The 23327-nt window shown below is 63.7% G+C and carries 23 protein-coding genes; 10 read left to right on the top strand and 13 right to left on the bottom strand.

Annotated elements, in window-relative coordinates; all coding sequences use genetic code 11:
- Window positions 1–456 precede the first annotated feature (456 nt).
- The 9 genes from lepA to nagZ all read left to right on the top strand — a co-directional run bounded on the left by lepA (window position 457) and on the right by nagZ (window position 8589).
- Window positions 457–2265: a translation elongation factor 4 gene (gene lepA, locus C8C94_RS11275; RefSeq protein WP_055399457.1), complete on the top strand. Its 1809-nt coding sequence runs from the start codon at window positions 457–459 to the stop codon at window positions 2263–2265.
- A complete protein-coding gene (lepB, locus tag C8C94_RS11270) occupies window positions 2265–3242 on the top strand; it encodes a signal peptidase I (RefSeq protein WP_121420766.1) in 978 nt (325 codons plus the stop codon). Before lepA ends, lepB begins: the two co-directional genes overlap by 1 nt.
- Window positions 3243–3280: 38 nt before the next feature.
- On the top strand, window positions 3281–3649 hold the full coding sequence (locus C8C94_RS11265; RefSeq protein WP_121422809.1) for a DUF4845 domain-containing protein: 369 nt from the start codon (window positions 3281–3283) through the stop codon (window positions 3647–3649).
- Entirely contained in the window at window positions 3649–4332 is a 684-nt protein-coding gene (rnc, locus tag C8C94_RS11260; RefSeq protein WP_121420765.1) for a ribonuclease III, read from the top strand. The genes C8C94_RS11265 and rnc overlap by 1 nt, the downstream gene beginning before the upstream one ends.
- Complete coding sequence (gene era, locus C8C94_RS11255; RefSeq protein WP_121420764.1) at window positions 4329–5333, top strand: GTPase Era; 1005 nt, start codon at window positions 4329–4331, stop codon at window positions 5331–5333. The genes rnc and era overlap by 4 nt, the downstream gene beginning before the upstream one ends.
- A gap of 90 nt (window positions 5334–5423) precedes the next feature.
- A complete protein-coding gene (recO, locus tag C8C94_RS11250; protein WP_121420763.1) occupies window positions 5424–6188 on the top strand; it encodes a DNA repair protein RecO in 765 nt (254 codons plus the stop codon).
- The gene (locus C8C94_RS11245) at window positions 6185–6970 is read left to right on the top strand and encodes a pyridoxine 5'-phosphate synthase (RefSeq protein ID WP_121420762.1); all 786 of its coding nucleotides are present in this window, start codon (window positions 6185–6187) and stop codon (window positions 6968–6970) included. The genes recO and C8C94_RS11245 overlap by 4 nt, the downstream gene beginning before the upstream one ends.
- 58 nt (window positions 6971–7028) lie before the next feature.
- Window positions 7029–7424, top strand: a complete 396-nt coding sequence (acpS, locus tag C8C94_RS11240; RefSeq protein ID WP_121420761.1) for a holo-ACP synthase — start codon at window positions 7029–7031, stop codon at window positions 7422–7424.
- A gap of 73 nt (window positions 7425–7497) precedes the next feature.
- Complete coding sequence (gene nagZ, locus C8C94_RS11235; RefSeq protein ID WP_121420760.1) at window positions 7498–8589, top strand: beta-N-acetylhexosaminidase; 1092 nt, start codon at window positions 7498–7500, stop codon at window positions 8587–8589.
- Window positions 8590–8733: 144 nt separating this feature from the next.
- Here nagZ and C8C94_RS11230 read toward each other — a convergent pair whose 3' ends face one another.
- The 12 genes from C8C94_RS11230 to C8C94_RS11170 all read right to left on the bottom strand — a co-directional run bounded on the left by C8C94_RS11230 (window position 8734) and on the right by C8C94_RS11170 (window position 21458).
- Entirely contained in the window at window positions 8734–9390 is a 657-nt protein-coding gene (locus C8C94_RS11230; RefSeq protein WP_121422808.1) for a mechanosensitive ion channel family protein, read from the bottom strand.
- 62 nt (window positions 9391–9452) lie between these two features.
- Window positions 9453–10487 carry a diguanylate cyclase domain-containing protein gene (locus C8C94_RS11225; protein ID WP_055399441.1) on the bottom strand — a complete coding sequence of 345 codons (1035 nt, stop codon included), beginning with the start codon at window positions 10485–10487 and terminating at the stop codon, window positions 9453–9455.
- A 68-nt stretch (window positions 10488–10555) separates the two neighbouring features.
- Window positions 10556–12100: a lysine--tRNA ligase gene (gene lysS, locus C8C94_RS11220; RefSeq protein WP_055399439.1), complete on the bottom strand. Its 1545-nt coding sequence runs from the start codon at window positions 12098–12100 to the stop codon at window positions 10556–10558.
- Window positions 12101–12456: 356 nt separating this feature from the next.
- Window positions 12457–13068 carry a sugar transferase gene (locus C8C94_RS11210; RefSeq protein ID WP_121420759.1) on the bottom strand — a complete coding sequence of 204 codons (612 nt, stop codon included), beginning with the start codon at window positions 13066–13068 and terminating at the stop codon, window positions 12457–12459.
- A gap of 1 nt (window position 13069) precedes the next feature.
- Window positions 13070–14239, bottom strand: a complete 1170-nt coding sequence (locus C8C94_RS11205; protein WP_055399436.1) for a DegT/DnrJ/EryC1/StrS aminotransferase family protein — start codon at window positions 14237–14239, stop codon at window positions 13070–13072.
- 43 nt (window positions 14240–14282) lie between these two features.
- Window positions 14283–14981 carry a methyltransferase domain-containing protein gene (locus C8C94_RS11200; RefSeq protein ID WP_121420758.1) on the bottom strand — a complete coding sequence of 233 codons (699 nt, stop codon included), beginning with the start codon at window positions 14979–14981 and terminating at the stop codon, window positions 14283–14285.
- Complete coding sequence (locus C8C94_RS11195; RefSeq protein WP_121420757.1) at window positions 14978–16009, bottom strand: glycosyltransferase family 2 protein; 1032 nt, start codon at window positions 16007–16009, stop codon at window positions 14978–14980. The genes C8C94_RS11200 and C8C94_RS11195 overlap by 4 nt, the downstream gene beginning before the upstream one ends.
- A gap of 5 nt (window positions 16010–16014) precedes the next feature.
- Entirely contained in the window at window positions 16015–17070 is a 1056-nt protein-coding gene (locus C8C94_RS11190; protein ID WP_121420756.1) for a glycosyltransferase, read from the bottom strand.
- A gap of 1 nt (window position 17071) precedes the next feature.
- Entirely contained in the window at window positions 17072–17650 is a 579-nt protein-coding gene (locus C8C94_RS11185) for an acyltransferase (RefSeq protein WP_121420755.1), read from the bottom strand.
- On the bottom strand, window positions 17634–18866 hold the full coding sequence (locus tag C8C94_RS11180; protein ID WP_121420754.1) for a lipopolysaccharide biosynthesis protein: 1233 nt from the start codon (window positions 18864–18866) through the stop codon (window positions 17634–17636). Before C8C94_RS11180 ends, C8C94_RS11185 begins: the two co-directional genes overlap by 17 nt.
- Window positions 18863–20776: a nucleoside-diphosphate sugar epimerase/dehydratase gene (locus C8C94_RS11175; RefSeq protein WP_121420753.1), complete on the bottom strand. Its 1914-nt coding sequence runs from the start codon at window positions 20774–20776 to the stop codon at window positions 18863–18865. Before C8C94_RS11175 ends, C8C94_RS11180 begins: the two co-directional genes overlap by 4 nt.
- Window positions 20777–20816: 40 nt before the next feature.
- On the bottom strand, window positions 20817–21458 hold the full coding sequence (locus C8C94_RS11170; protein WP_121420752.1) for an LON peptidase substrate-binding domain-containing protein: 642 nt from the start codon (window positions 21456–21458) through the stop codon (window positions 20817–20819).
- Between the two features lie 79 nt (window positions 21459–21537).
- Here C8C94_RS11170 and C8C94_RS11165 point away from each other — a divergent pair, with 79 nt between their 5' ends.
- Window positions 21538–22086 (top strand): YggT family protein, encoded by a 549-nt coding sequence (locus tag C8C94_RS11165; protein WP_055399421.1) that lies wholly within the window; start codon window positions 21538–21540, stop codon window positions 22084–22086.
- A gap of 273 nt (window positions 22087–22359) precedes the next feature.
- On the opposite strand, the gene accD is transcribed toward C8C94_RS11165, so the two are convergent.
- Window positions 22360–23232: an acetyl-CoA carboxylase, carboxyltransferase subunit beta gene (gene accD / locus C8C94_RS11160; protein ID WP_055399419.1), complete on the bottom strand. Its 873-nt coding sequence runs from the start codon at window positions 23230–23232 to the stop codon at window positions 22360–22362.
- Between the last annotated feature and the right edge of the window lie 95 nt (window positions 23233–23327).

The following is a 23327-nucleotide window of genomic DNA, read 5'->3' as shown; positions in this document are numbered from 1 at the left end:
CAGCAGGCCTTTGCCGGAGGTGTGGGCATTTTGGTTTTTTTGTCTTTTCCTTCTTTCGATGTTGGAAGTTAGCCTTGGCTAACTTTATGAAGGTCTATCAACTGATTTCGATAGAATAGAGGTCCCTGTTCAACGCTAATTCATATATTAGCTGGACGTTGATTCACGATGCGGGATGTGACGGTGTCATGCACAGCCGATCCACAGCTCACCCACAAGTTGTCCAGCGTTGTAGTTGTGCAGATTGTGTATAAGTTGTTGATAAGATCCCTGTTGCACCCTGGCAACTCCCCTTGGATGCAGTCGGATGGGCTTTTTACTGCGGGCTTTTTGCCTACAATGAAGCTCCAACTATCGCAGTTGCCAATGATTGTTGGTTCAGGGCGCGTCGCCATTCGACGCGCCCTTTTTTCTTGTGTGCTCCGTTTTAATTCAATCACTTGACGCTTTCCGTTGATGAACCACATCAGAAATTTTTCCATCATTGCGCACATCGACCATGGCAAGTCGACGCTTGCAGATCGTTTGATCCAGCGCTGCGGAGGCCTTGCGGACCGTGAGATGGAGGCCCAGGTTCTGGACTCGATGGATATCGAAAAAGAGCGTGGGATAACCATCAAGGCGCAGACCGCAGCGCTGCAATACAAGGCGCAGGATGGGCAGGTCTACAACCTCAATCTGATCGACACACCGGGGCATGTGGACTTCTCGTATGAAGTGAGCCGCTCGTTGTCGGCATGCGAGGGCGCGTTGCTGGTGGTGGATGCTTCGCAAGGCGTGGAAGCTCAGACCGTTGCGAACTGCTACACCGCATTGGATCTGGGTGTCGAGGTGGTGCCGGTACTCAACAAGATGGATCTGCCCAATGCCGATCCCGACAATGCCAAGGCTGAGATCGAAGATGTGATCGGCATTGATGCGACCGATGCCATCCCGTGTTCTGCCAAGACCGGCATGGGCATCGACGAGATCCTCGAAGCCATCGTGGCCAAGGTGCCCGCGCCGCGCGGCAATGCCGATGGGCCGCTGCGCGCGATGATCATCGACAGCTGGTTCGACAGCTACGTGGGCGTGGTGATGCTGGTGCGTGTCGTCGATGGCCGTTTGCTCAAGGGCGAGCGCATCAAGATGATGGCCAGTGGTGCGGTGTACAACGCGGACAACCTCGGTGTGTTCACGCCCGCCAACGAGCCGCGCAACTCGCTTGACGCAGGGCAGGTGGGCTACATCATCGCTGGTATCAAGGAGCTGCAGGCTGCCAAGGTGGGTGACACGATCACGCTCGAAAAGAAATTGCCCAACAATGCGGGCCCTGCCGCCGAGGCGCTCCCCGGCTTCAAGGAAATCCAGCCCCAGGTGTTTGCCGGTCTGTACCCGACCGAGGCGAGCGAATATGACTCGCTGCGTGACGCGCTTGAAAAACTCAAGCTCAACGATGCTTCGCTGCACTACGAGCCGGAAGTGAGCCAAGCGTTGGGCTTCGGTTTTCGTTGCGGGTTTCTCGGCCTGCTGCATATGGAAATCGTGCAGGAGCGCCTGGAGCGCGAGTTTGACCAGGATCTCATCACGACCGCGCCCAGCGTGGTCTACCAAGTGGTCAAGGCCGATGGTGAAGTGATCATGGTCGAGAACCCCTCCAAGATGCCCGATCAGGGGCGGCTTGAGGAAATCCGCGAGCCCATCGTCACGGTGCATCTGTACATGCCCCAGGACTATGTCGGCCCCGTGATGACGCTGGCCAACCAAAAGCGTGGTGTGCAGATGAACATGGCGTACCACGGTCGCCAGGTGATGCTCACCTATGAAATGCCGCTGGGCGAAATCGTGCTCGACTTCTTCGACAAGCTCAAGTCGGTGTCGCGCGGGTATGCATCCATGGACTACGAGTTCAAGGAATACCGTGCGTCCGATGTGGTGAAGGTCGACATCCTGCTCAACGGCGAAAAGGTCGACGCGCTGTCCATCATCGTGCACCGATCACAATCGCAGTACCGTGGCCGCGCAGTGGTTGCCAAGATGCGCGAGATCATCAGCCGCCAGATGTATGACGTGGCCATTCAGGCCGCCATCGGCGCCAACATCATTGCGCGCGAGACCATCAAGGCATTGCGCAAGAACGTGCTGGCAAAATGTTACGGCGGCGATGTCAGCCGCAAACGCAAGCTCCTTGAGAAGCAGAAAGCGGGCAAGAAACGCATGAAACAGATCGGATCGGTCGAAGTGCCACAAGAGGCATTTCTGGCCATTTTGCAGGTGGAAGACTGATGCTCCAGTTCATGCAGATTTTCACATCCCTGGTACTGGCCGCATTTGGTGGCTATATCGGGGCCTGGTACTTTGGTGCCATCGAAGGCAATTTCGCCTTGCTGTTGTTCCTGGCCACGGTGGTCACGGGCGCGTACTGGCTGGCCGAGCGTTTCTACTTTTTGCCCCAACGCCGCCGAGCCGCCCAGGCCGTCGAAGATGCGGCGACCGCACGCCGTGCGGAGCTGGACCGCATGGGCATCCAGAAGGTCGATGTGGATGTGCAGGAGGCCAAGGGGCGGCTGCTCATGCAGCCTTGGTGGCTGGACTGGACGGCGGGGCTTTTCCCGGTCATTGTTGCCGTGTTTGTTTTGAGGTCGTTTCTTTTCGAGCCCTTCAAAATCCCGTCGGGTTCGATGATTCCCACCCTGCTGGTGGGCGACCTGATCCTGGTGAACAAGTTCACCTACGGCGTCCGCCTGCCGGTGATCCATACCAAGATCATCGAGGGCGCCAAGCCTGCGCGCGGTGATGTTCTGGTGTTCCGCTATCCACCCCAGCCGAGCCTTGACTACATCAAGCGGGTGGTGGGTGTGCCGGGTGACGAGGTGGCCTACATCAACAAGCGCCTCACGGTCAACGGCCAGGCCATTGACACCAAGGCGCTGCCAGACTTTTTCGAAGAAGACTCGATGCGCTACTTCAAACAGTTTGAAGAGCAACTGGGTGCACAGCCCCACCGTTTGTTGAACAACCCGGATGTGCCCGCTTTTGTACAAGGCGCCAGCAATTTTGCCTATCGCAAGAACTGCCGTTACAGTGTTGAGGGCGTTGTGTGCAAGGTGCCCGAGGGCCACTATTTCATGATGGGGGACAACCGGGACAACTCGCTCGATTCGCGCTACTGGGGCTTTGTTCCTGAGGGCAATATCGTCGGGAAGGCCTTTTTTGTCTGGATGAATTTCGGTAATCTCAAGCGCATTGGGTCGTTCCATTGATGGATGACCAGCTTTTTTGGACACTGAGGGGGAAACACATGCATATCAATCGCTCTACCAGCCCATTTCGCCAACGCGGTTTGTCATTCATTGGGGTGATTTTTGTGGGTTTGATCGCCGTGGCTGCATTTGCTATTGGCGGACAGTCTGTCCCGATTTTCCTGGAGTATCAGGCGATCAAGAAGGCTGCGAGCAAAGCTGCCAAGGAAGCCTCCACTGTCGCGGATGTCCGGGGGAACTTCGACCGCTCTGCTGCGATTGACACCATCAACTCCATCCAGGGAAAAGATCTGGAGGTTGCTAAACGGGGGGACAACAAGATCGTGGTTTCCTTCAAGTATTCCCGCGAGATAGCGCTGGCAGGCCCTGCCTACCTTGTCTATCGCTTTGAAGGACAGACCAACTAGTGCATCCCGGCCTTCAAGCGCTGCAGACCCGTCTGCAGCATGTTTTCTCCGATCCATCCCTTCTTCAGCGCGCCACCACGCACCGCAGTTTTTCGGCCGACCACAACGAGCGGCTGGAGTTTCTGGGTGATTCCGTGTTGAATCTGGCGGTTGCGAGCCTGCTGTATCGGCAGTTGTCGGCGTTGCCGGAAGGCGATCTCTCTCGCGTGCGTGCCAACCTCGTCAAGCAGGACACGCTGTACCAGCTGGCGCTGGGCCTCAAGATCTCCGACGTGCTGCGATTGGGTGAGGGCGAGTCCAAATCGGGAGGACAGCAACGTCCATCCATTCTGGCCGACGCGCTGGAAGCGCTGATTGGCGCCGTGTACCTAGATGCCGGCTATGCGAGTGCCGAAGCGTTGGTGCACCGCCTTTTTCAGGGCGTGGAGATCAACCCGCAGATGCAGGCTGCATCCAAGGACGCGAAAACTGCATTGCAGGAGTTGCTCCAGGGCCGCAAAATGAAGCTGCCGCAGTACAAGGTCGTCGGCACAGTGGGCGCTGCGCACCGTCAGACCTTCGACGTCGAGTGCGATATTCCTGAACTGGGCCTCACCGAACGCGGCATCGGCGGCTCCCGCCGGGCGGGCGAGCAGGCAGCCGCTGCTGCCATGCTGGCTACATTGAAAGCAAAGAAATTATGAATGATGCTACCAAAGATGTAGCGAATGAAGACGATCCAGCAAGCGCTGGAGCGCAAAATGACCTCGAAGCCATGCTGGCGGCAGCAGGCTCCCCGGCCGCCGTGCCCGGCCAGCGTTGTGGTGTGATCGCCATCGTGGGCAAGCCCAACGTGGGAAAGTCCACATTGCTCAATGCGCTGGTGGGGCAGAAGATCAGCATCACCTCGCGCAAGGCGCAGACCACGCGGCACCGCATCACCGGTATTCGTACGCGCGAGCAGACTCAGTTCATTTTTGTGGACACACCGGGTTTCCAGACGCGCCATGCCACCGCACTCAACAAGTCGCTGAACAAGACCGTGATGGGCGCGATTGGCGATGTGGACCTAATCCTCTTCGTGGTCGAGGCGGGCAACTTCACGCTGGCCGATGCCAAGGTGCTGTCGCTGTTCAAGCCCGGCATACCCACGCTGCTGCTGGCCAACAAGCTCGACATGGTGCACCGCCGTGCCGAGCTGGCCCCCTGGCTCAAGAGCATGCAGGAGCGCCACCCGTTTGCCGAGTTTGTGCCCATGTCGGCCAAGAACAAGGGCGACATCGAGCGCCTGTTTGGCATCTGCGCCAAGTACCTGCCCGAGCAGGGCTGGTGGTACGGCGAAGACGAGCTGACCGACCGCAGCGAGAAGTTTCTGGCGTCCGAAACCGTGCGCGAGAAGCTGTTCCGCTTCACGGGCGACGAACTGCCTTACACCTCTACCGTGGTGATCGACAAGTTTGAGGAAGAAGCCAGCAAGCAGCACAAGCGGCTGGTCAAGATCGCTGCCACCATCGTGGTCGAGCGTGACAACCACAAGATGATGGTGATCGGCGACAAGGGCGAGCGCCTGAAGCGTATTGGCACCGAAGCCCGCCAGGAACTGGAAAAGCTCATGGATGCCAAGGTGTTCCTGGAGCTGTGGGTCAAGGTGCGCTCCGGCTGGGCCGACGACGAGGCGCGCGTGCGCTCGTTCGGTTACGAATAATTCCGTGCCCGCCCGTGACCCTGTCTTGCCCGGGCGGCACAATCTGTCTGGCGCTTGCCAGCCGCATGCATTTGTGCGGGCCTGAAGCCAATGGCTGTCGCCAAGCGCATCTCCGATGAACCCGCCTTCGTGCTGCACAGCTACGACTGGAGCGAGTCCAGCCTGATCCTGGAGGTTTTCTGCCGTCAGCAAGGGCGTGTGGCGCTGGTGGCCAAGGGGGCCAAGAAGCCCAGCTCCAACTTCCGCCCGGTGCTGCTGCCGCTCCAGCCCTTGTTGGTGACCTACACGCTCACCGGCGATGGCAGCGCAGACATCCACACCCTCAAGGGGGCGGAGTGGGTGGGCGGCCATGTGATGCCCACGGGCGATGCCCTGCTGTCGGGCATGTACCTCAACGAGCTACTGCTGCGCCTGCTGGCGCGCGCTGATCCGCATGCGGCCCTGTTCGATGCCTATGCCGGTGTGGTGCGCGTGTTGGCCAGCGAACACGGCGATGCGTTAGAGCCCGTGCTGCGCAGCTTCGAGCTATTGCTGCTGCGCGAGATTGGCTTGCTTCCTGGCCTGGATGTCCAGACCATGACGTTGGAGGTCTTGCAACCCAAGACGCGCTACACGCTGGTGCCCGAAGGCGGCCTGCGCGCCTCCTCTTCGGCCGACCGCGCGGGCCTGCTCGGCGTCCAGTGGCAGACGTTGCAACGCGCGCTGGACGACGCAGCCACCTACACCGCCACCTTGCGTGCCTGCGCGCCGGTGGCTGCAGAACTCAAACCCCAGCTGCGCGCCCTGCTGCAATACCATTGCGGCAGCCCTATGCTGCGCACCCGCCAGCTCATGATCGATCTGCAGGCCCTATGAACCAGACCTCACGCACCCCCCACGCCACGGCCCTCTCGGTCAATGTCAACAAAGTCGCCCTGGTGCGCAACACGCGCCACCTGGGCATTCCCAGTGTCACCCGGGCGGCCGAGCTGTGCCTGCAGGCGGGGGCCCAGGGCATCACGGTGCACCCCCGGCCCGACGAGCGGCACATCCGCAGCCAGGACGTGTTCGAGCTGGCCACGCTGATGAAGGCTTGGCCCGACCGCGAATACAACATCGAGGGCAATCCATCTCAGAACCTGATGGACTTCATCCGCAAGGTTCGCCCGCACCAGGCGACCTTTGTACCCGACAGCGAAGACCAGTTCACCAGCGACCACGGCTGGAGCTTTCCGCAGGATGCCGAGCGCCTGGCGCCCCTGATCGCCGAGTGCAAAGCATTGGGCGTGCGCGTGAGCCTGTTCATGGACCCCGTGCCCGAGCAGATGGCCGCCGCCAAGGCGGTGGGCGCTGACCGGGTGGAGCTGTACACCGAGCCCTATGCCGCAGCCTGGGGCACGCCGCAGCAAGACGTTGAGCTCAAGCGCTACGCCGCCGCCGCCCAGGCCGCGCTGGATGTGGGGCTGGGCGTGAACGCGGGTCACGACCTCAACCGTGACAACCTCGCCGCCTTTGTGCGCGAGGTGCCCGGTGTGCTCGAAGTCTCGATCGGCCACGCCCTCATTGCCGACGCGCTGGAGCTGGGCTACGCCGCCACGGTGTTGGCCTACCTGGGCTGCATCCAGTCGGGTTGTGCCGCACAACCTGATAACTCCTGATTTGATAGCTGCTAGCGCTTGATGGATAAGCGCTAGAGCCTAATTTTATTCAAATACCATGATCTACGGCATTGGCACCGACATCTGCGACGTGCGCCGCATCGCGGCCAGCCTGGAACGCCACGGCGAGCGCTTTGCCCAGAAGGTGCTGGCCGACGGTGAATTGGCCACCTGGCACGAGAGGAGTGGCCGTTGGCCCGACCGCGGCCTGCGCTACCTGGCCACGCGGTTCTCTGCCAAGGAAGCGTTCAGCAAAGCCATCGGCCTGGGTATGCGCATGCCCATGACCTGGCGCCACTGCGAAGTGGCCAAGCTTGCGAGCGGCCAGCCCGTGATCGTGCTGCACGGCGCACTCAAGGAATGGTTTGACGCCAAAGGGCTGAAAGCGCACCTGAGCGTGACGGACGAGACCGACTACGCCGCCAGCTTCTGTGTGGTAGAGAAATTGGATTAAAAATGGCCTCTGGCGCTTGATGGATAAGCGCTAGCAGCTATGTTTGTAATAGCAACCTGATGTTTGACACCCTATGACCGAACACGCACCCCTCATCCTTGACGTGGCAGGCACAGAGCTGACCGCCGCCGACCGCCGCCGCTTGGCCCACCCGCTGACCGGTGGCGTGATCCTGTTTGCCCGCAACTGGGAAAACCGCGCGCAGCTGCTGCAGCTGACCAGCAGTATCAAGGCCGTGCGTGACGACCTGCTGATCTGCGTGGACCATGAGGGCGGCCGCGTGCAGCGCTTTCGCACCGATGGCTTCACCCACCTGCCGCCCATGCGCGCTCTCGGCGAGATGTGGATGGACGATGGCAAGGGCGCCAAGGCCGTGCCTGGCAGCGGCGCGCTGCGCGCCACCAATGCGGCCACGGCGGCGGGCTACGTGCTGGGTGCGGAGTTGCGCGCCTGTGGGGTTGATTTCTCGTTCACCCCCGTTCTCGATCTCGATTGGGGTGAAAGCGGTGTGATCGGCGACCGTGCCTTTCACCGCGACCCGCGTGTGGTGGCGCTGCTCGCCAAGAGCCTCATGCACGGTCTGCTGCAGGCCGGCATGGCCAACTGCGGCAAACACTTCCCGGGGCACGGCTTTGTCAAAGCCGACTCGCACACCGAGGTGCCGGTGGACAAGCGTAGCCTGAAGGCCATCCTGGCCGACGACGCCGCGCCATACCCCTGGCTCAGCAGTACGCTCACCAGCGTGATGCCGGCCCATGTGATCTATCCCAAGGTGGACAGCCGCCCCGCAGGCTTCTCGCGGCGCTGGCTGCAGGACATCCTGCGCCGCCAGATGCGTTTTGACGGCGCCATCTTCAGCGACGACCTCAGCATGGAAGGCGCTCGGCGTCTGGACGGCCAGGTCGTCAGCTACACCGACGCAGCCGTTGCAGCGCTGGAGGCAGGCTGCGACCTGGTGCTGTTGTGCAACCAGAGCGTGGGCGATGGCAAGGCCGTGGATGAACTCATCGACGGCCTGGAACAGGCCCAGAACCAAGGCCGCTGGCAGCCGAGTGTGGACAGCGAATCCCGCCGCCTGGCGCTGCTGCCCGAAACCCTGCCCCAGGCCTGGGATGAGTTGATGTACCAGCCCGCCTATCTGCAGGCCTTGGACCTGTTGCCCTAACGCCGTGAGAGCCCGTGGCCTGGAGTCTGGTTCGGCGCCCTCGTCGTTGCCGTGCTCGCCGGGTGTGCAACCCGCCTGCGCCCGCCGCCTAGCGTGCGACACTGCCAGACCCTCACGCACAGCCGATTTCTCGGCTTCAGTGGACTAGGGCGTGTTGAAAGGCCCTGGCGTGACTGGAGGCGGGGCTGCCGGGGCACTTTCTGCGGCCTCTGCAGCGTTGGCGGGAAGTGCCGGCGGTGGTGGCACCCCCTGAAACCTGCGCACCACGCGTTGAAACACCAGCGCATTGGGAATCTGCAGCCAGGCGACCTGGTCCGCCGCAGCGCCATGGTCTTCGAGCGTGGTGTAGAGCAGGTTGATGTCCACCACACGTCCTTTGGCCCCGGGCTTTTCGGCGGTGTCCAGCACCTCGATGTAGTCGCCAATCTTGAAGGGTCGCACGGTGAAGATGAGCAGCGCGCAAAACAGGTTGGAGAGCACACTCCACGCCGCGAAAAAGGCCACGGCCCCGACAGTGGCAAACCCGGTGAACGCGGTCCAGAGCACGGTGGCCGACACCCCCATGCGTTCCAGCACCAGCAGCGCCGCACTGGCAATGATGAGCCAGCGGATCAGCCCGTTCATGGGCACCACCAGTTCGTCGGGCACCTGGTAGTGCGCGCTGGCGCGGCGCACGATGCGGCGCAGCACCCGTTGCAGCAGCCAGGCGACAAACAGGATCAGCAGGATCTGCGTGCCGGGGATGATGACTTCGAGCCAGTCTTGTACCCAGTCGGGAAGGCGGGTTTTCAGCAGCTGCATGCGCGAAACGGCGGTGCGGGCGTTGCGCTCGGTGGCGTCAAACGTGAGGGCAGAAAAGAAACTCAATTGCGCAGTTGCTCCACGGTGTCCATCTGCATTTCGAAACTGAAGAAGCGATTGCGGCCCTGGGCCTTGGCGGCATAAAGCGCCTGGTCGGCACGCATGATCATGCTTTCGGCGTTGGTGCTGTCGTCAGGCACGCAGGTGGTGATGCCGCCTGACAGCGTGAGGATGTTGCCCAGCGGTGAATCTGCGTGTGGAAGGGCGCGCACCTTGAGCAGCTGTCCCAGGGCCCGCGCGAAGGTCATGGCACCCGAGCGTGGCGTGTTGGGCAGGATGAGGGCGAATTCCTCACCACCGTAGCGTGAGGCGATGTCACGCGGGCGCACGCACACCTCGCGCAACAGGCGGCCGACTTCCTTCAGGCAGGCATCGCCCTGCACATGCCCGCTGGCGTCATTGAAGAGCTTGAAGTGGTCCAGGTCGCACAGCATCAGCGTGAGCGGCGTACCGTCCCGGCGCGCAGCCAGGATCTCGTTGTGCAAAATGCGGTCAAACCCCCGGCGGTTGACCAGGCCGGTGAGCGCATCGATTTCCACCATTTCGTTGAGCCGCTGGTTGGCCAGATGCAACTCGGCCGACATGGAGACGAGCCTGCGGCGCATGTCCAGCAGCCGGCGCATGGCGCGCAGTTTGGCCATCAGCACGATAGGCTTGACGGGTTTGACGAGGTAGTCGTCACCACCCACTTCAATACCGCGCCACACATCGAGTTCGTTGTCCAGGCCCGAGAGGAAGATGATGGGCGTCCAGTCGCCCGCTTCGCTTTCGCGCATCTGCTGGGCGACCCAGTAGCCGTCCTGGCCGGGCAGCCGGATGTCCAGCAGCACCAGATCGGGGCGGTGGGTTTTGAACAGGTGCAGCGCTGCGTTGCCCTCGGGCGCCTCAAAGATGTCTGACACCCCAGCCCGCCGCAGCTCGGCCACCAGCGCTGCGCGCACGGATCCCTGGTCTTCGACCACCAGCACCGAAAAAGCGTTGCCCGAGGGCAAGGGCTGGCTGGCCGGGTAGGGGGCGTTGCTGGAACTGAAGGGCACGGTAGTGTCTCCTTGGGGCCGTCAAAGGGCGGGTCCGGGATGCCCCGAGCGCATCCGGGGCGCGCGACTCAGGACTCGCGGCGCAGCGCGGGGAACAGGATCACGTCGCGAATGCTGGGGCTGTCAGTCAGCAGCATCATGAGACGGTCAATGCCGATACCGCAACCCCCCGTGGGGGGCATGCCGTATTCCAGCGCGCGCACGAAATCGTGGTCGTAGAACATGGCTTCGTCATCGCCGCTGTCTTTGGCGGCCACCTGGGCGTGAAAGCGGGCGGCCTGGTCTTCGGCGTCGTTCAGTTCGCTGAAACCATTGCCGAACTCGCGGCCGGTGATGTACAGCTCAAAGCGCTCCGTCACCTCGGGGCGCGCGTCGTTGGCGCGCGCCAGGGGCGAGATCTCGGTGGGGTGCTCCATGATGAAGGTGGGCTGCCACAGCTTGTCTTCCACCGTTTCTTCAAAGTACAGCACCTGCAGGCTGGCCAGCGTGCGGGCCGAGAGCTTGTCCTTCTCTTCGGTCATGCCCAGCTTCTTCAATGCGCTGATGAGCCAGGCGGCATCGTCCACATGGGCGCCTGCTTCGGTGTGCTGGAAGATGGCTTCGCGGATCGTCAGGCGGGCAAACGGCTGGGTCAGGTCCACCGCACGGCCCTGGTAGGTCATCTGCAGCGAGCCCGTGGCTTTCAGGGCCACTTCACGGATCAGCGTCTCGGTGAAGTCCATCAGGTCCAGGTAGTTCCAGTACGCCGCGTAGAACTCCATCATGGTGAACTCGGGGTTGTGGCGCACCGAGATGCCTTCGTTGCGGTAGCTGCGGTTGATCTCGAACACACGCTCGAAGCCGCCCACGATCAGGCGCTTGAGGTAGAGCTCGGGCGCGATGCGCAGGTACATCTCCTGCTCCAGCGCGTTGTGGTGCGTCACGAACGGCTTGGCATTCGCGCCGCCCGGGATGGGGTGCAGCATGGGCGTTTCGACTTCGAGGAAGCCGTGGCTCACCATGAACTCGCGCAGCCCGCTCACGGCCTTGCTGCGCGCCATGAAGCGCTTGCGGGCGTGCTCGTCGGTGATCAGGTCCACGTAGCGCTGGCGGTATTTCTGCTCCTGGTCGGCCATGCCGTGGAACTTGTCGGGCAGCGGGCGCAGGCTCTTGGTGAGCAGGCGCAGGCTGGTCACCTTGACCGACAGCTCGCCCGTCTTGGTCTTCATCAGCGTGCCTTCGGCGCCCACGATGTCGCCCAGGTCCCAGTGCTTGAAGGCGGCATACAGGTCTTCGCCCACGGCGTCACGGGTCACATAGAGCTGAATGCGGCCGCCCACGTCGCCCAGCGAGCCATCCTGCACGGTTGCAAAACTGGCCTTGCCCATCACGCGCTTGAGCATCATCCGGCCAGCGACCGAGACGTTCACCGGCGTGGCTTCGAGGGACTCGTTCGTGGCAGTGCTGTGTTCCAGGTGCAACTGGGCAGCCTTGTGGCCGGGCTTGAAGTTATTGGGGAAGGCAACCCCACCGCCAGTGGCCTGGACTTCGCGCAGAGCGCGGAGCTTTTCGCGGCGCTCGGCGATGAGCTGGTTTTCGTCCTGGGGAGCGGGGGCGTGGTTTTGGTCTGACATAGGTGCCGTCGGTGCGGGGGCGTGAAATGGGGGCTGGGTTCAGCCAAACCCCTCATTTTATCGGCTATGTGTTGCCGACAGGTCCTAAGAACCTGTTCAAGATCTTTTCGGGGATCGCATTGGAGTGCAATCGGGATGAGTGGACGCAACGGATGCGCCGCATGGGCGCACGCCCATGCAAGCAGCCGAGGCTTCCAATCGCCCGATTTCACTCAAACCCTTCGGGCAAGTGCCTTGCCGGGCGGTCTGCGGCGTTGCGGCGCTTGTGGATAGCCGGGCTATCCACTGCGCTCCGCGCCTTGCATCCCATCCCGGCAAGGACCTTGTGCGACCCCGAAAAGATTTAGAACAGGTTCTTATCCCCTGGACGGCCGGTCGCCCCACAGCGCGGATGCCGTCCTCACGATGATCTTCAGGTCGCTCCAAAGCGTGTGCGAGCGGGCGTACTCCGCGGCATAGCGCAGCTTGATGGGCAGAATCTGCTCCACGTAAGTGCGCTCCGGATCGCTGCTCTGGCCCAGCAAAGTGCTTTCGTCGCGGAACTCGATGGAGGCGCGGTCTGTGATGCCGGGCCGCACACTGAGCACCAGGTCTCGCACAGAGTCCGGGTAAAGTGCCACATAGTGCGGCACCTCGGGCCGGGGGCCGACAAGGCTCATATGGCCCAGCAGCACGTTGAAAAGCTGCGGCAATTCATCGATCTTGGTGCGCCGCAGCCAGTGGCCCGCCCGGGTGATGCGGGCGTCGGCCCCCACGGTAATCGCCGGGCCCGCAGCTTCTGCACGCGGGTGCATGGTGCGGAACTTGACGATGCGGAACAACCTGCCCGCGCGGCCTACGCGCTGCTGGCGAAAGAATGCCGGGCCGGGCGAATCCCACACCACCCACAGTGCCACGGCCAGCAGAACGGGCGCGAGCAGCAGCAGCCCGAGGGCGGCCAAGAACAGGTCGAACAGCCGCTTGGGCATGTCAGCCCAGCACCTCGTGCAGCGCGGCAATCACACGGTCCTGATCGCTGTCACCCATGGCGGTGAACAGGGGGATGCTGATCATGGCCTGGTAGGCTGCATCGGCCTGGGGGAACATCTCCGGCGTGAGCTGATAGCGGTCCCGCCAGTACGGGTGCCGGTGCAGCGGCACATAGTGCACGCTGGTGCCGATGCCCCGGTCCGACAGGGCCTGGATGGCCTCGTCTCGCCCCAGCGGTGCATCGGCACGCAGCCGGATGACATACAGGTGCCATGCGTGGATGTCGCCCTGGGGTGCATTGGCTGGCAAGTTCAGGGGCAGGGGCGCCAGCTGTTCGTGGTAGCGGTTTGCCAGGGCCTGGCGCCGCTGCACAAACTGCGGCAGCCGTGCCAGCTGCTCCACGCCCATGGCGGCTGCAACGTCCGTCATGTTGTATTTAAAGCCGGGCGCGATCACCTCGTAGTACCAGGCCGGGGTTTTGGAAGTGAAGCGGTCAAACGCATCGCGGCTCATGCCGTGCAGCCGCATGGTGCGCATGCGTTGCGCAAGCGCGGGGTCGTGCGTGACGGCCATGCCTCCTTCGCCGGTGGTGATGGTCTTGTTGGCGTAAAAACTGAACACCGTGACATCGGATTGCAATTGCCCCACCAGGGTGCCGCGCCAGGTGGTGGGCAAGGCATGGGCCGCGTCTTCCACCACCTTCAGGTGATGTTCTTTGGCGATGGCCAGAATGGCGTCCATGTCGCAGGCCAGCCCGCCGTAGTGCACGGGCATGATGGCTTTGGTGCGGGGCGTGATGGCTGCGCGCACCTTGGCCGGGTCGATATTGAGGGTCACCGGGTCCACGTCCACCAGTACCGGGTCCGCACCCAGGTAGCGCACCACCTCCACGGTGGCGGTGAAGGTCAGTGTGGGCGCGATCACTTCATCGCCGGGGCCGATGCCCAGGGCCTCCAGCGCGAGGTGCAGGCCCGCCGTGGCGGAGTTGACGGCGATGCTCTGCAGACCACCGCCGCCCAGGAAGGCGGTGAATGCCTGCTCAAACTCTTTGGTCTTGGGCCCGGTCGTGACCCATCCCGAGCGCATGGCCGCGCTGACGGCATCGATTTCTGCCGGCCCGATGTCGGGGCGGGCGAACGGGAGAAAGGGTAGGTCGGCGGGGGAGTTCATGGGCGTTGTGGTGAGTGCTAAAAGGGCCAGAGCGAGGCCGCGCTCAGCGTGGCTTCACGGCCCAGGTCAGGCGGTGGGTGCGCAGAAACCACAGCAGTGCGGATGCTGGCGTAATCGCTGGCGCGGGCAGGCGCCGTGCCAGCGGAGGTGCCAGCGTAACGCGGCGGGAGTGTATCTGGGCCCCGGGAAACAGGATGCCCAGTTCGCGCAGTGGAATGCCCTGTACATCGGTGTTGGCGGGGTTGTTGACGACAAAGTCATAGACGAGAACACCGCCGCCGGGCGCGACCCATTGCCAGATCACGTCGGCCAGATGGCGGCGATAGCCCTCGTCGAGCAAGGAGCTGAAGAGTGTGAACGCCAGCACGGCATCCTGGCTGGCGGGCTGCACCGGGGCCAAGGCGGCATCGCCTTCGGCAATGGCCACGCCCGCTGGTAGCAAGGCGCGCGCTGCGGCGGCACGTTCTGGAAGAAGCTCCAGGCCCGTCAGGAAAGCGGGCGTGGCGCCCAGCCGCACCAGATCGTGCAGATTGCCCGCACTCCCACAGCCAACCTCCAGCATGGGCCGCTGGGCCAGGCTGCTCCAGCCGTGGGCCCGCCAGATGCGTGCCATGGCGCGCAGGCGCTCCTGCTGTGCCTGCAGCGCCGCAGCGTTGGCATACAGGCTGTAGCGCGCTTCGTCGGCCACTGTGTCGCGCCGGGCGTAGCGGGCCTTGACGGCCTGGGGTTCGTTGTCGGTCATCGGGTGATGCGTGCAAAGTCGGACGAAGGGGCGCGCGAGCGCGCAATGTCCCACAGTCCTCGCCAGGTACCCAGGCCGTAGCCCACATGAAACGCTGCAATCGTCCCCGGGAGGCGGGGCAGCAGTCCCCCGTTGCGGGCCGACCGGGCTGCCGCCACTGATGCCGCCAGAAGATACCCTGCGTAGGCGATGCCCAGTGCAGCCAGGGGCCAGGCGGACCACGGCGAGGCAGCGGAGGCTCCCACTGCTGCGGCCACAAAAGCTGCGGGCACCAGTTGTCGCACGGAGCCCGGCTGCCCATGTTTGCGCATCACAAAAGGCCGCCAGTAGCCATATTGCCGTTGTTGCGCGAACAGGTGCCTGAGCGAATTGCGCGGGTGGTAGGTGGAATGGATGAGGCTGCTCTGCCAGATGCGTGCACCCCCCAGGCGCATGCGCAGGTTGTGCTCGTCGTCCTGGTTGCGCACCAGCGTTTCGTCAAACAGCCCGAATCGGTCAAACACGCTGCGGGGCCAGCATCCGAGGTAGACGGTATCCACCTCGCCTTCGTACTGCACATCGCGCGACCGTGCGCCACCTACCACCCAGCGGCATTGGAAGGCGGCGGCTATGGCGGCCCCGGTGGGGCCCGTTCCGTGGGCGACCCATGGGCCGCCCACGTTGTCAGCGCTGGTGCGTTCAAGCGCCTGGATGCACTGCGCAAGGTAGTCGGGGGCAAACTGGCTGTGCACGTCCATGCGGGCAATGGTGCTGCCCCGTGCGCGGGCAATGCAGGCGTTGAGCCCGGTGGACACAATGCGGCCGGGGTTGTCCACCAGCACGAGCCGGGGGTCTGCAGCACAGCGCTGCATCAGGTGTTCGCGCGTGCCGTCATCGCTGTCACCGTCTGCAATCAGCACTTCCATGCGCCAGCCCGCCGGGAGTTGCTGGCGAAGGGCGGAGTCGCAGAATGCGTCAATGTGCTGGCGCTCGTTGCGGCACGGCACGATCACGCTGATCAGGTTGTCCAATTCAAGGCCTTGGGGCATGGGGTTCAAGGTGTACGGAGCAGTTGCTGGTACAGCGCGTGCATGCGGTTCATCTGCACCGCGCGGTCGCCGTCTTGCGCTATGCGGGCAGCATTTTGCAGTCCGGCTTGTTCCGCGATGGCGTCATTGGCAATCAGGGCTTCGAGCCGGGCGGCGAGCGCTGTGGCATCTCCGGCTGCAACCAGCCACTCAGCGTCGATCCAGTGCCGGTTGGCCTGCAGTTCGCTGGCCACCACGGCGAGGCCACACGCCATGCTCTCCAGCATGGCGACCGATGTTGCATCGCTGCTGGGCACCGACACAGATATCTTGCTTTCGCCCAGTACCCGGGTCATGCCAGCGTCATCGAGTCGGCCGTGGAACTGCACCTTGTTGTCCAGCTGCGCCTTGTGCACCTGGCTGCGCAGGGCACCTTCCAGACTGCCTCCGCCGAGCAGGTGCAAGCGCAGATCGGCGCCCGGCAATCGCGCCTGCAGCAGGGCGAACGCTTCGATGACGGTGTCGATGTTGTAGTTGGGTTCCCAGGCGCGCAGGCTCACCAGCTGGCTGCCTTGCTTGTGACTCCAGGGAACGGGGTGGAAGCGCTGCAGTTCCACACCCCAATGGATTTCCTCGGCGGCGCCGGGCGGGCGGAAGTCTGCCACCGCGCTCATCAGGCTCGCTGAGTCGCCCGTGATGAGGTCAGCCTGGCGCAGTATCCAGCCGGTCAGCCAGCGCATCCAGGCGCTTTTGCCTGGGGTCACCAACAGGTCGCTGCCCCAGGCGGTCATCACCAGCGGATGTTTGCCGCAACGTGCGGCCAGATAGCCGTAGGAGGTGACGTAATGGGCATGCAGGAGGTCAGGAGCCAGTTCGGCCACGTGGCGCTTCGTTTCCTGAACGCGGGACAGCCAGTCCAGCGATCGGTGCACAGGCCGGATGGCCCGCACGGTGACGCCATCGATGGCTGCGGGGCGGGCCGTGATCAGCGAAACGCGGTAGCCACGCTGGAGCATCTCCCGCGCCCACCGCTGGACATGGGGGCTGGTGGCATCGCCCAGCAGGCACAGGTGTGTGGCCATGTCAGCTTGCCCGTGTCCAGGATTCGTAGTGTGGGCGCAGTTCCGGATGCTGCGACAGCAGGCGCTCATCCTGCTCGCGCACGTCGCCAATCTTGCGCGCTGGGGCCCCTGCCATGATGGCGAAGTCGGGCACTTCGCCGCGCACCTGCGCGTAGGCACACACCACCACCCCCTTGCCGATGCGTGTACCCGCTTCGATCAGGCTGTGGGGGCCGATGAACGTGTAGGCGCCGATCTCCACGGGCGCGCTGATGTAGCCAGGCTTGGGGCCCTCGTGGACGGCGTAGCCACTGCCCAGGAGGCGAATGGCGCGGTGGGAGCTGTGGGTGACGATGCTGACGAAGTTGGTGATCTGTACCCCGTGCCCAATCTGCAGGCCTGCCGTGGCGTCGATGAAGTTGAATTGCCCAATGAACACGTGGTCGGAAAGCAGCAGCCCCTCGGCGCCTTCGATGCAGGTGCTGGGGGCAATGCGGGTGTGGGGCAGGCTGCGGCCCAGGTGGTCGCTTTCCCCGAACACCATGCGGTAGAACAGCGCCTGCCAGAGGCGGCGGCGCCAGCGGTTAAGCACGGCTCTCATGGGGGATGTCCTTCCAGTTTGCCAACGCCCAGAAATAGTAGGCAAAGTAGGCCAGCATGCTCGCTGACACGCCCCATCCGGCGCCGGGCAGCCCGCCCAGATGGAGGCCCAGCAGCAGGCCCGCAAAAAACAGGCATTGTCCAATCAACGCCAGGCGCAGCGCCCAGGCCTGCGCGCCCCAGGCCATGGTGACCACCGCGAGGGGCGATGCCATGAAATGCACGGCGATGTACGGCGCAATGGCCCGGGCCAGTTCCCCGGTCTGCGCCCATTGGTCGCCAAAGGCCAGGGAAAAGATGTCCGGGCCCCAGACAAGCAGCACTGCCGCCAGCGGGCAGGCCAGGGCGGCCAGCCCCAGCAGGGCCTGGCGCACCAGGGTGCGCGCTTCGTTGGGGCTCTGCGCCTTCAGAAGGCGGGGGTACAGGGTTTGCGACAAGGCCCCGCCGATGAGGGTCGCAGGGGCCTTGAGGTAGCGCAGCGCCAGCGCCCAGAATCCCGCTGCGGCATCTCCGGTCCAGGCCGCCACCAACACCAGAGTCAGGGTGTCCTGCAGCGCCCCCATGAAAGCGTGGGGTGTGTTGAGCAACGGAAAGTCCCGGTGCTGTTGGGCCATGGACCGGAGTGTGGCCAACGGCTGGCGCCACAGACCCACCCAGCCACCCGCAGGGGCAGGCCTGGCCAGCATCCATGCCGCGCCCAGGCTGGCCAATGTGGCGCCCAGCACCAGACCCAGCGGGCCGGTCTTCATGAATCCGAACAGCAATTGCAGGATGGCGCCACCGCCTTGTTGCAGCAGCCTGGCCGCCGACAGCAGACCAAAGCGTTGGGACCGTGTCGCCCACAGCGTGAGCCATTGCACAGCACCGCCTGCGAACACCGCCAATGGCAGCGCCCACACCATCGGCATGCCGCGCCACAGCAGAAGCACGGCTGCGGCTGCAGCAGATGCCGTGGTGACAGCGAGCAAGATGCGAGCGCACAGCGCCATGAGCTGGGCGGCGCGCGGCTCGGTGCTTTCGAGGGGGAGTGCGAATTCATAGCGCGCACAGCCCACCACCGCCAGGTTGGTGGCCAGCGCCCACAGCAGTGCAAACTGTCCGAAGTCCTCAGGGCTGTAGAGGCGTGTGAGTGCGGGGCCCAGCACCAGCGGGATGGCGTGGGCTGCAACGCTGCCCGTGAGCAGGGTCAGCGTTGCCCGTACAAGTCCCGACTTCATGGCAGTACGGGTTGCGTTTCGGGGTGGTAGCCAGGCACCAGCTGTCGCAGCAGAGCGGTCATGGCGATGGGGTCGCCGGCATGGGCTGCCTTCTGCAATGCCTGGAGCAAGGTCTGCAGCTCCTCCCAGGGGCGGTATTCTTCACGCGCCCGCAGGATGCGGGGGTGGTCGGTGGGGAAGGGATTGTCCCCAATCAGCAGTTCCTCGAAAAGTTTTTCACCCGGGCGCAGTCCGGTGAAAACGATTTCGATGTCTCCTTCGGGGTGCAGATCGTCGCGCACCGTCAATCCCGACAGGGCCACCATGCGCTCTGCCAATTCCAGAATCTGTAGAGGCTCGCCCATGTCCAGCAGGAACACGTCGCCGCCCTCGGCCATCGCCCCTGCCTGCAGTACCAGCTGGGCGGCTTCGGCAATGGTCATGAAGTAGCGCGTGACGTTCGGGTGCGTCACGGTAAGGGGGCCACCGGCCGCGATCTGCTTGCGAAACAGCGGTATCACGCTGCCACTAGAGCCCAGTACATTGCCAAAGCGCACCATCGACAGGCGGGTGGGGCAAGTCCAGGCGGGTGAGCTGTCGGCAAGCTGCGGGAAAGGCGCTCGGGGCGACGCTGCAATTGCTTGCAGCACCATCTCTGCCACACGTTTGGTGGCGCCCATGATGTTGGTCGGGCGCACGGCCTTGTCGGTGGAAATCAGCACGAAATGGTTGGCACCGCACTCCAGCGCCACCTGCACCATGTTCAAGGTGCCAAACACGTTGTTCAAAATACCTTCGCCCGCGTTGGCCTCCACCATGGGCACGTGCTTGTAGGCGGCCGCATGGTAGATGGATGTGGGCCGGTATTGTCGGCAGATGTCTGCCATGCGCGCCTTGTGGGTGACGCTGGCGAGCAGGGGCACCAGCGCACATGCATGCTCGCCCTGGTGCACCAGCGCCGCCAATTCGTGGTGGATGGAGTACAGCGCGTATTCGCTATGGTCCACCAGCAGCAACTGGCACGGCCCTTCGCGCACGATCTGCCGGCACAGTTCGCTGCCAATGCTGCCGCCCGCGCCGGTCACCAGAACCACGGTGCCCGCCAGATTGCGCCCCAGCAGACCTGGGTCCGGCGCCACCGGCTCCCGGCCCAGCAGGTCTTCGATTTCAAGGTCCTGGAAGTCCGTGACGGTCACCCGGCCGCTGGCCAGGTCCGACAGGCCCGGCAGCGTGCGGATCCGCACGGGCAGCTCGCGCAGGCTTTCGATGATTTGCCGCCGTCGCTCGCGCGTGGTGCTGGGCAGCGCCAGCAGCACGTCGGTGATGCCAAGGCGGCGTACCACCTCGGGCAGCGCGTTGGAGGCGTGCACACGCACGCCGTTGATGCTGCGCCCGATCTTGCTGGCATCGTCGTCCACAAACCCCTTTAGCAGGTACTGGCGCATGCTGCCCAGCCCTGCAGCCGTCTGTGCCCCCGCACTGCCAGCGCCGTAGATCAGCAGGCGGTACGGCGCATGGCTGCTGCGCCCCGCCAGCGCCAGCCACCCCAGTGCACGGCTGGCACCCACCAGCAGCATGAACAACAGCGGCTGGAGGATGCCGACGCTGCGTGGTACGCCCTCCCACTGAGCCGCCAGCAGGCAGCCCAGCAAAAGCGCGCCGTAGATGGCCACGGCCTTGCCGGTAGTGATGAGCGCCGTGATCCCCGTGTAGCGGAAGATGGCGCGGTACAGCCCCAGCTTGGCAAAAATCGGAAACGCAAGGGCGGGCGCCAGTGCATACGCGAGCCACTGCATGCCCTCAGGCCAGTGGGGCGTCTCCAGCCGCAGCGTGAAGGCAAGCCACATGGCGATGAGGCCCAGACAGATGTCCATGGCCACCACCACGAGGCGCTTGGCTGCGCGTGACCAGCCCAGGATGCGGTTCAGCATGGGCTATGAGAAGAAGAGGGGGTAGTTGCGATTCGGCGGCTCATTGCGTGGGCGCAATCCCGGTCCGCTCAAGGATATCTCCCACCAGTTCCAGCCGCACCAGCGGGTTGTCCAGCTCCATCAGGCGCTGCTTGAGTTCCAGGGGCACGGGCAAAAGCTCGCACCAGCGGTTGGCCACCCATCCGCAGTCGTCCAGCTGGGCTGCCGTGGGGACAATCGCAGTCGGAATTTCGGGGTCACGCTGCTTTAGGGTGTGCAGCACCTGGGCGAGGGCTGTCGATGCCTTTCTCAGGTCTTGCGGGATTGGCACCATCAGATCCGGGTCGATGTGCCCCACATCGGCGATCCACAGGCCATGGGGCAGGTGGCTGCGCTGGGTGATGCGAAAGCGCTGGCTGCCACGGCATAGCAGTGTGATCAGGCCAGGCTGCGGGGTGTCGATCTGCTCGATGACGGCCAGGGTGCCCACATCGTTGAACTGTTCTTCAGGCGCGCCCGCCTGGCGCACTTCGCGGCCTTGCGTGAGGGCGACCACGCCAAAGGGGGCGCCCGCCTGATGGCACTTGCGCACCATGTCCAGGTAGCGCACTTCGAACACGCGCAGGGCCAGCAGACCACCTGGGAACAGCACGGAGCCCAGAGGGAAAAGGGGCAAGGATGACAGGGTGAGGGGTTGTGTCATGAAAGGGGGGATACCTTGGCTCGCTATCATCCCATGGCGCAGCCTGCTTTCGCGGCGGCCCCTTATTTTTGTCTCATCCATGCTCTACCAGATCGCCTCTTTCCTGCTCGACGTTGTTGGTGGCCTGCTCACCGGGGCATGCCTGTTGCGGCTGTACATGCAGTGGCAGCGCGTGCCGTTTTCCAACCCCGTCGGCGGACTGGTTTTTGCGCTGACGGACTGGCTCATCATGCCGCTGCGCCGCGTGATCCCGCCGGTGGGGCGCTGGGATGTGTCGAGCCTGGTGGCAGCCGTGTTGCTGCAGCTGGCGCAGTATTTTTTGCTGACCCTGCTGCTGGGCGCCGCCTCGGCATGGGCCTGGCTGCCGTGGCTGGCATTGTTTGGCCTCGCGCGGGTGGCGGTGTCGGGGCTGATTGGCTTGTTGATCGTCTATGCCGTGATGTCGTGGGTGCAGGCGCGGTCACCCCTGGCCGATGTGATTGCCCGGCTGTGCGAGCCCATCCTGCGGCCGTTTCGCCGCATCATCCCGCTGGTGGGCGGTATCGACCTGTCGCCGCTGGCCGTGCTGGTGTTGCTGCAGGTGGCGATGATCGTGCTGGGCCATTTGCAGGCCAGCGTAATGAAGTAGCCCCCCTGAGTCGCCTTTGGCGCCTTCCCCCCAGGGGGACGACGGCCTTGCTGCGGGGCGGCCCTTGCTTGCCGTCCCTGGTTGGGGCCGCGCCGGTTTCGGCGGCTGCGCATGATGCGCGGCAATAGATATCTGATACCAAAATATCAGTGAAATCGACCCCTAGCGCTTATCCATAAAGCGCTAGCAGCTATCAAAATAATAGTGTTTTCGCGGCTTTGGCGGGCGCATCACCTCAGCACGAGGCTTTGCGCACGCACCCACCCGGTGGTGTTACATCACTGCGTCAGCAGGCAAACGCTGCAGCATGGCCAGACTGCTGGCCACGGTGTTGCGCAGTTCACGGCGATCGCAGATGAAGTCCACGGCGCCCTTGGTTTGCAGGAATTCGGCGCGCTGGAAGCCTTCGGGCAGGGTCACGCGCACGGTGGATTCGATCACGCGCGGGCCGGCAAAGCCGATCAGGGCCTTGGGCTCGGCAATCACGATGTCGCCTACGAAGGCAAAACCTGCGCTCACGCCGCCCATGGTGGGGTCGGTCAGCACGCTGATGTAGGGCAGGCCCTTCTTGGCCAGGCGGGTCAGCGCTGCGTTGGTCTTGGCCATTTGCATCAGGGACAGCAGGCCTTCCTGCATGCGTGCGCCGCCGGTGGCGGTAAAGCAGATGAAGGGCACCTTCTGCTCGATGGCGGTCTCCACGCCGCGCACAAAACGCTCGCCCACCACGGAGCCCATCGAGCCGCCCATGAAGTCGAATTCAAAGCACGCTGCCACCACGTTGATGCTCTTGACCGCGCCACCGATGACGATGAGGGCATCGGTCTCCCCCGTGTTTTCCAGTGCTTCTTTGAGGCGCTCGGGGTATTTGCGGCTGTCCTTGAACTTGAGGGCATCCACAGGCAGCACTTCCTGGCCGATTTCATAGCGGCCTTCGGCGTCCAGAAAGGCGTCCAGCCGCGCGCGCGCGCCAATGCGGTGGTGGTGGCTGCAATGGGGGCAAACGTTCTGGTTTTGCTCCAGATCGGCCTTGTAGAGCACCGTTTCGCAGCTCGGGCACTTGATCCACAGCCCTTCAGGCACCTGGCGGCGCTCGGTAGGGTCGGTTTGCTGGATCTTGGAGGGCAGAAGTTTTTCGAGCCAGGACATGGTGTTTTCCTCTTCAATGGCAAGACCTGCAAGCGGGGTCGGTAGACGTCCCGGCTGCGGCCTGGAGTGAAATGAGGGCGCGCACCGCGAAGTGC

Source organism: Acidovorax sp. 94 (assembly GCF_003634645.1).
Classification (GTDB): domain Bacteria; phylum Pseudomonadota; class Gammaproteobacteria; order Burkholderiales; family Burkholderiaceae_C; genus Acidovorax; species Acidovorax facilis.
Note: the sequence above shows the minus strand (reverse complement) of the source record. Positions and strands in the feature narration are given on the sequence as shown.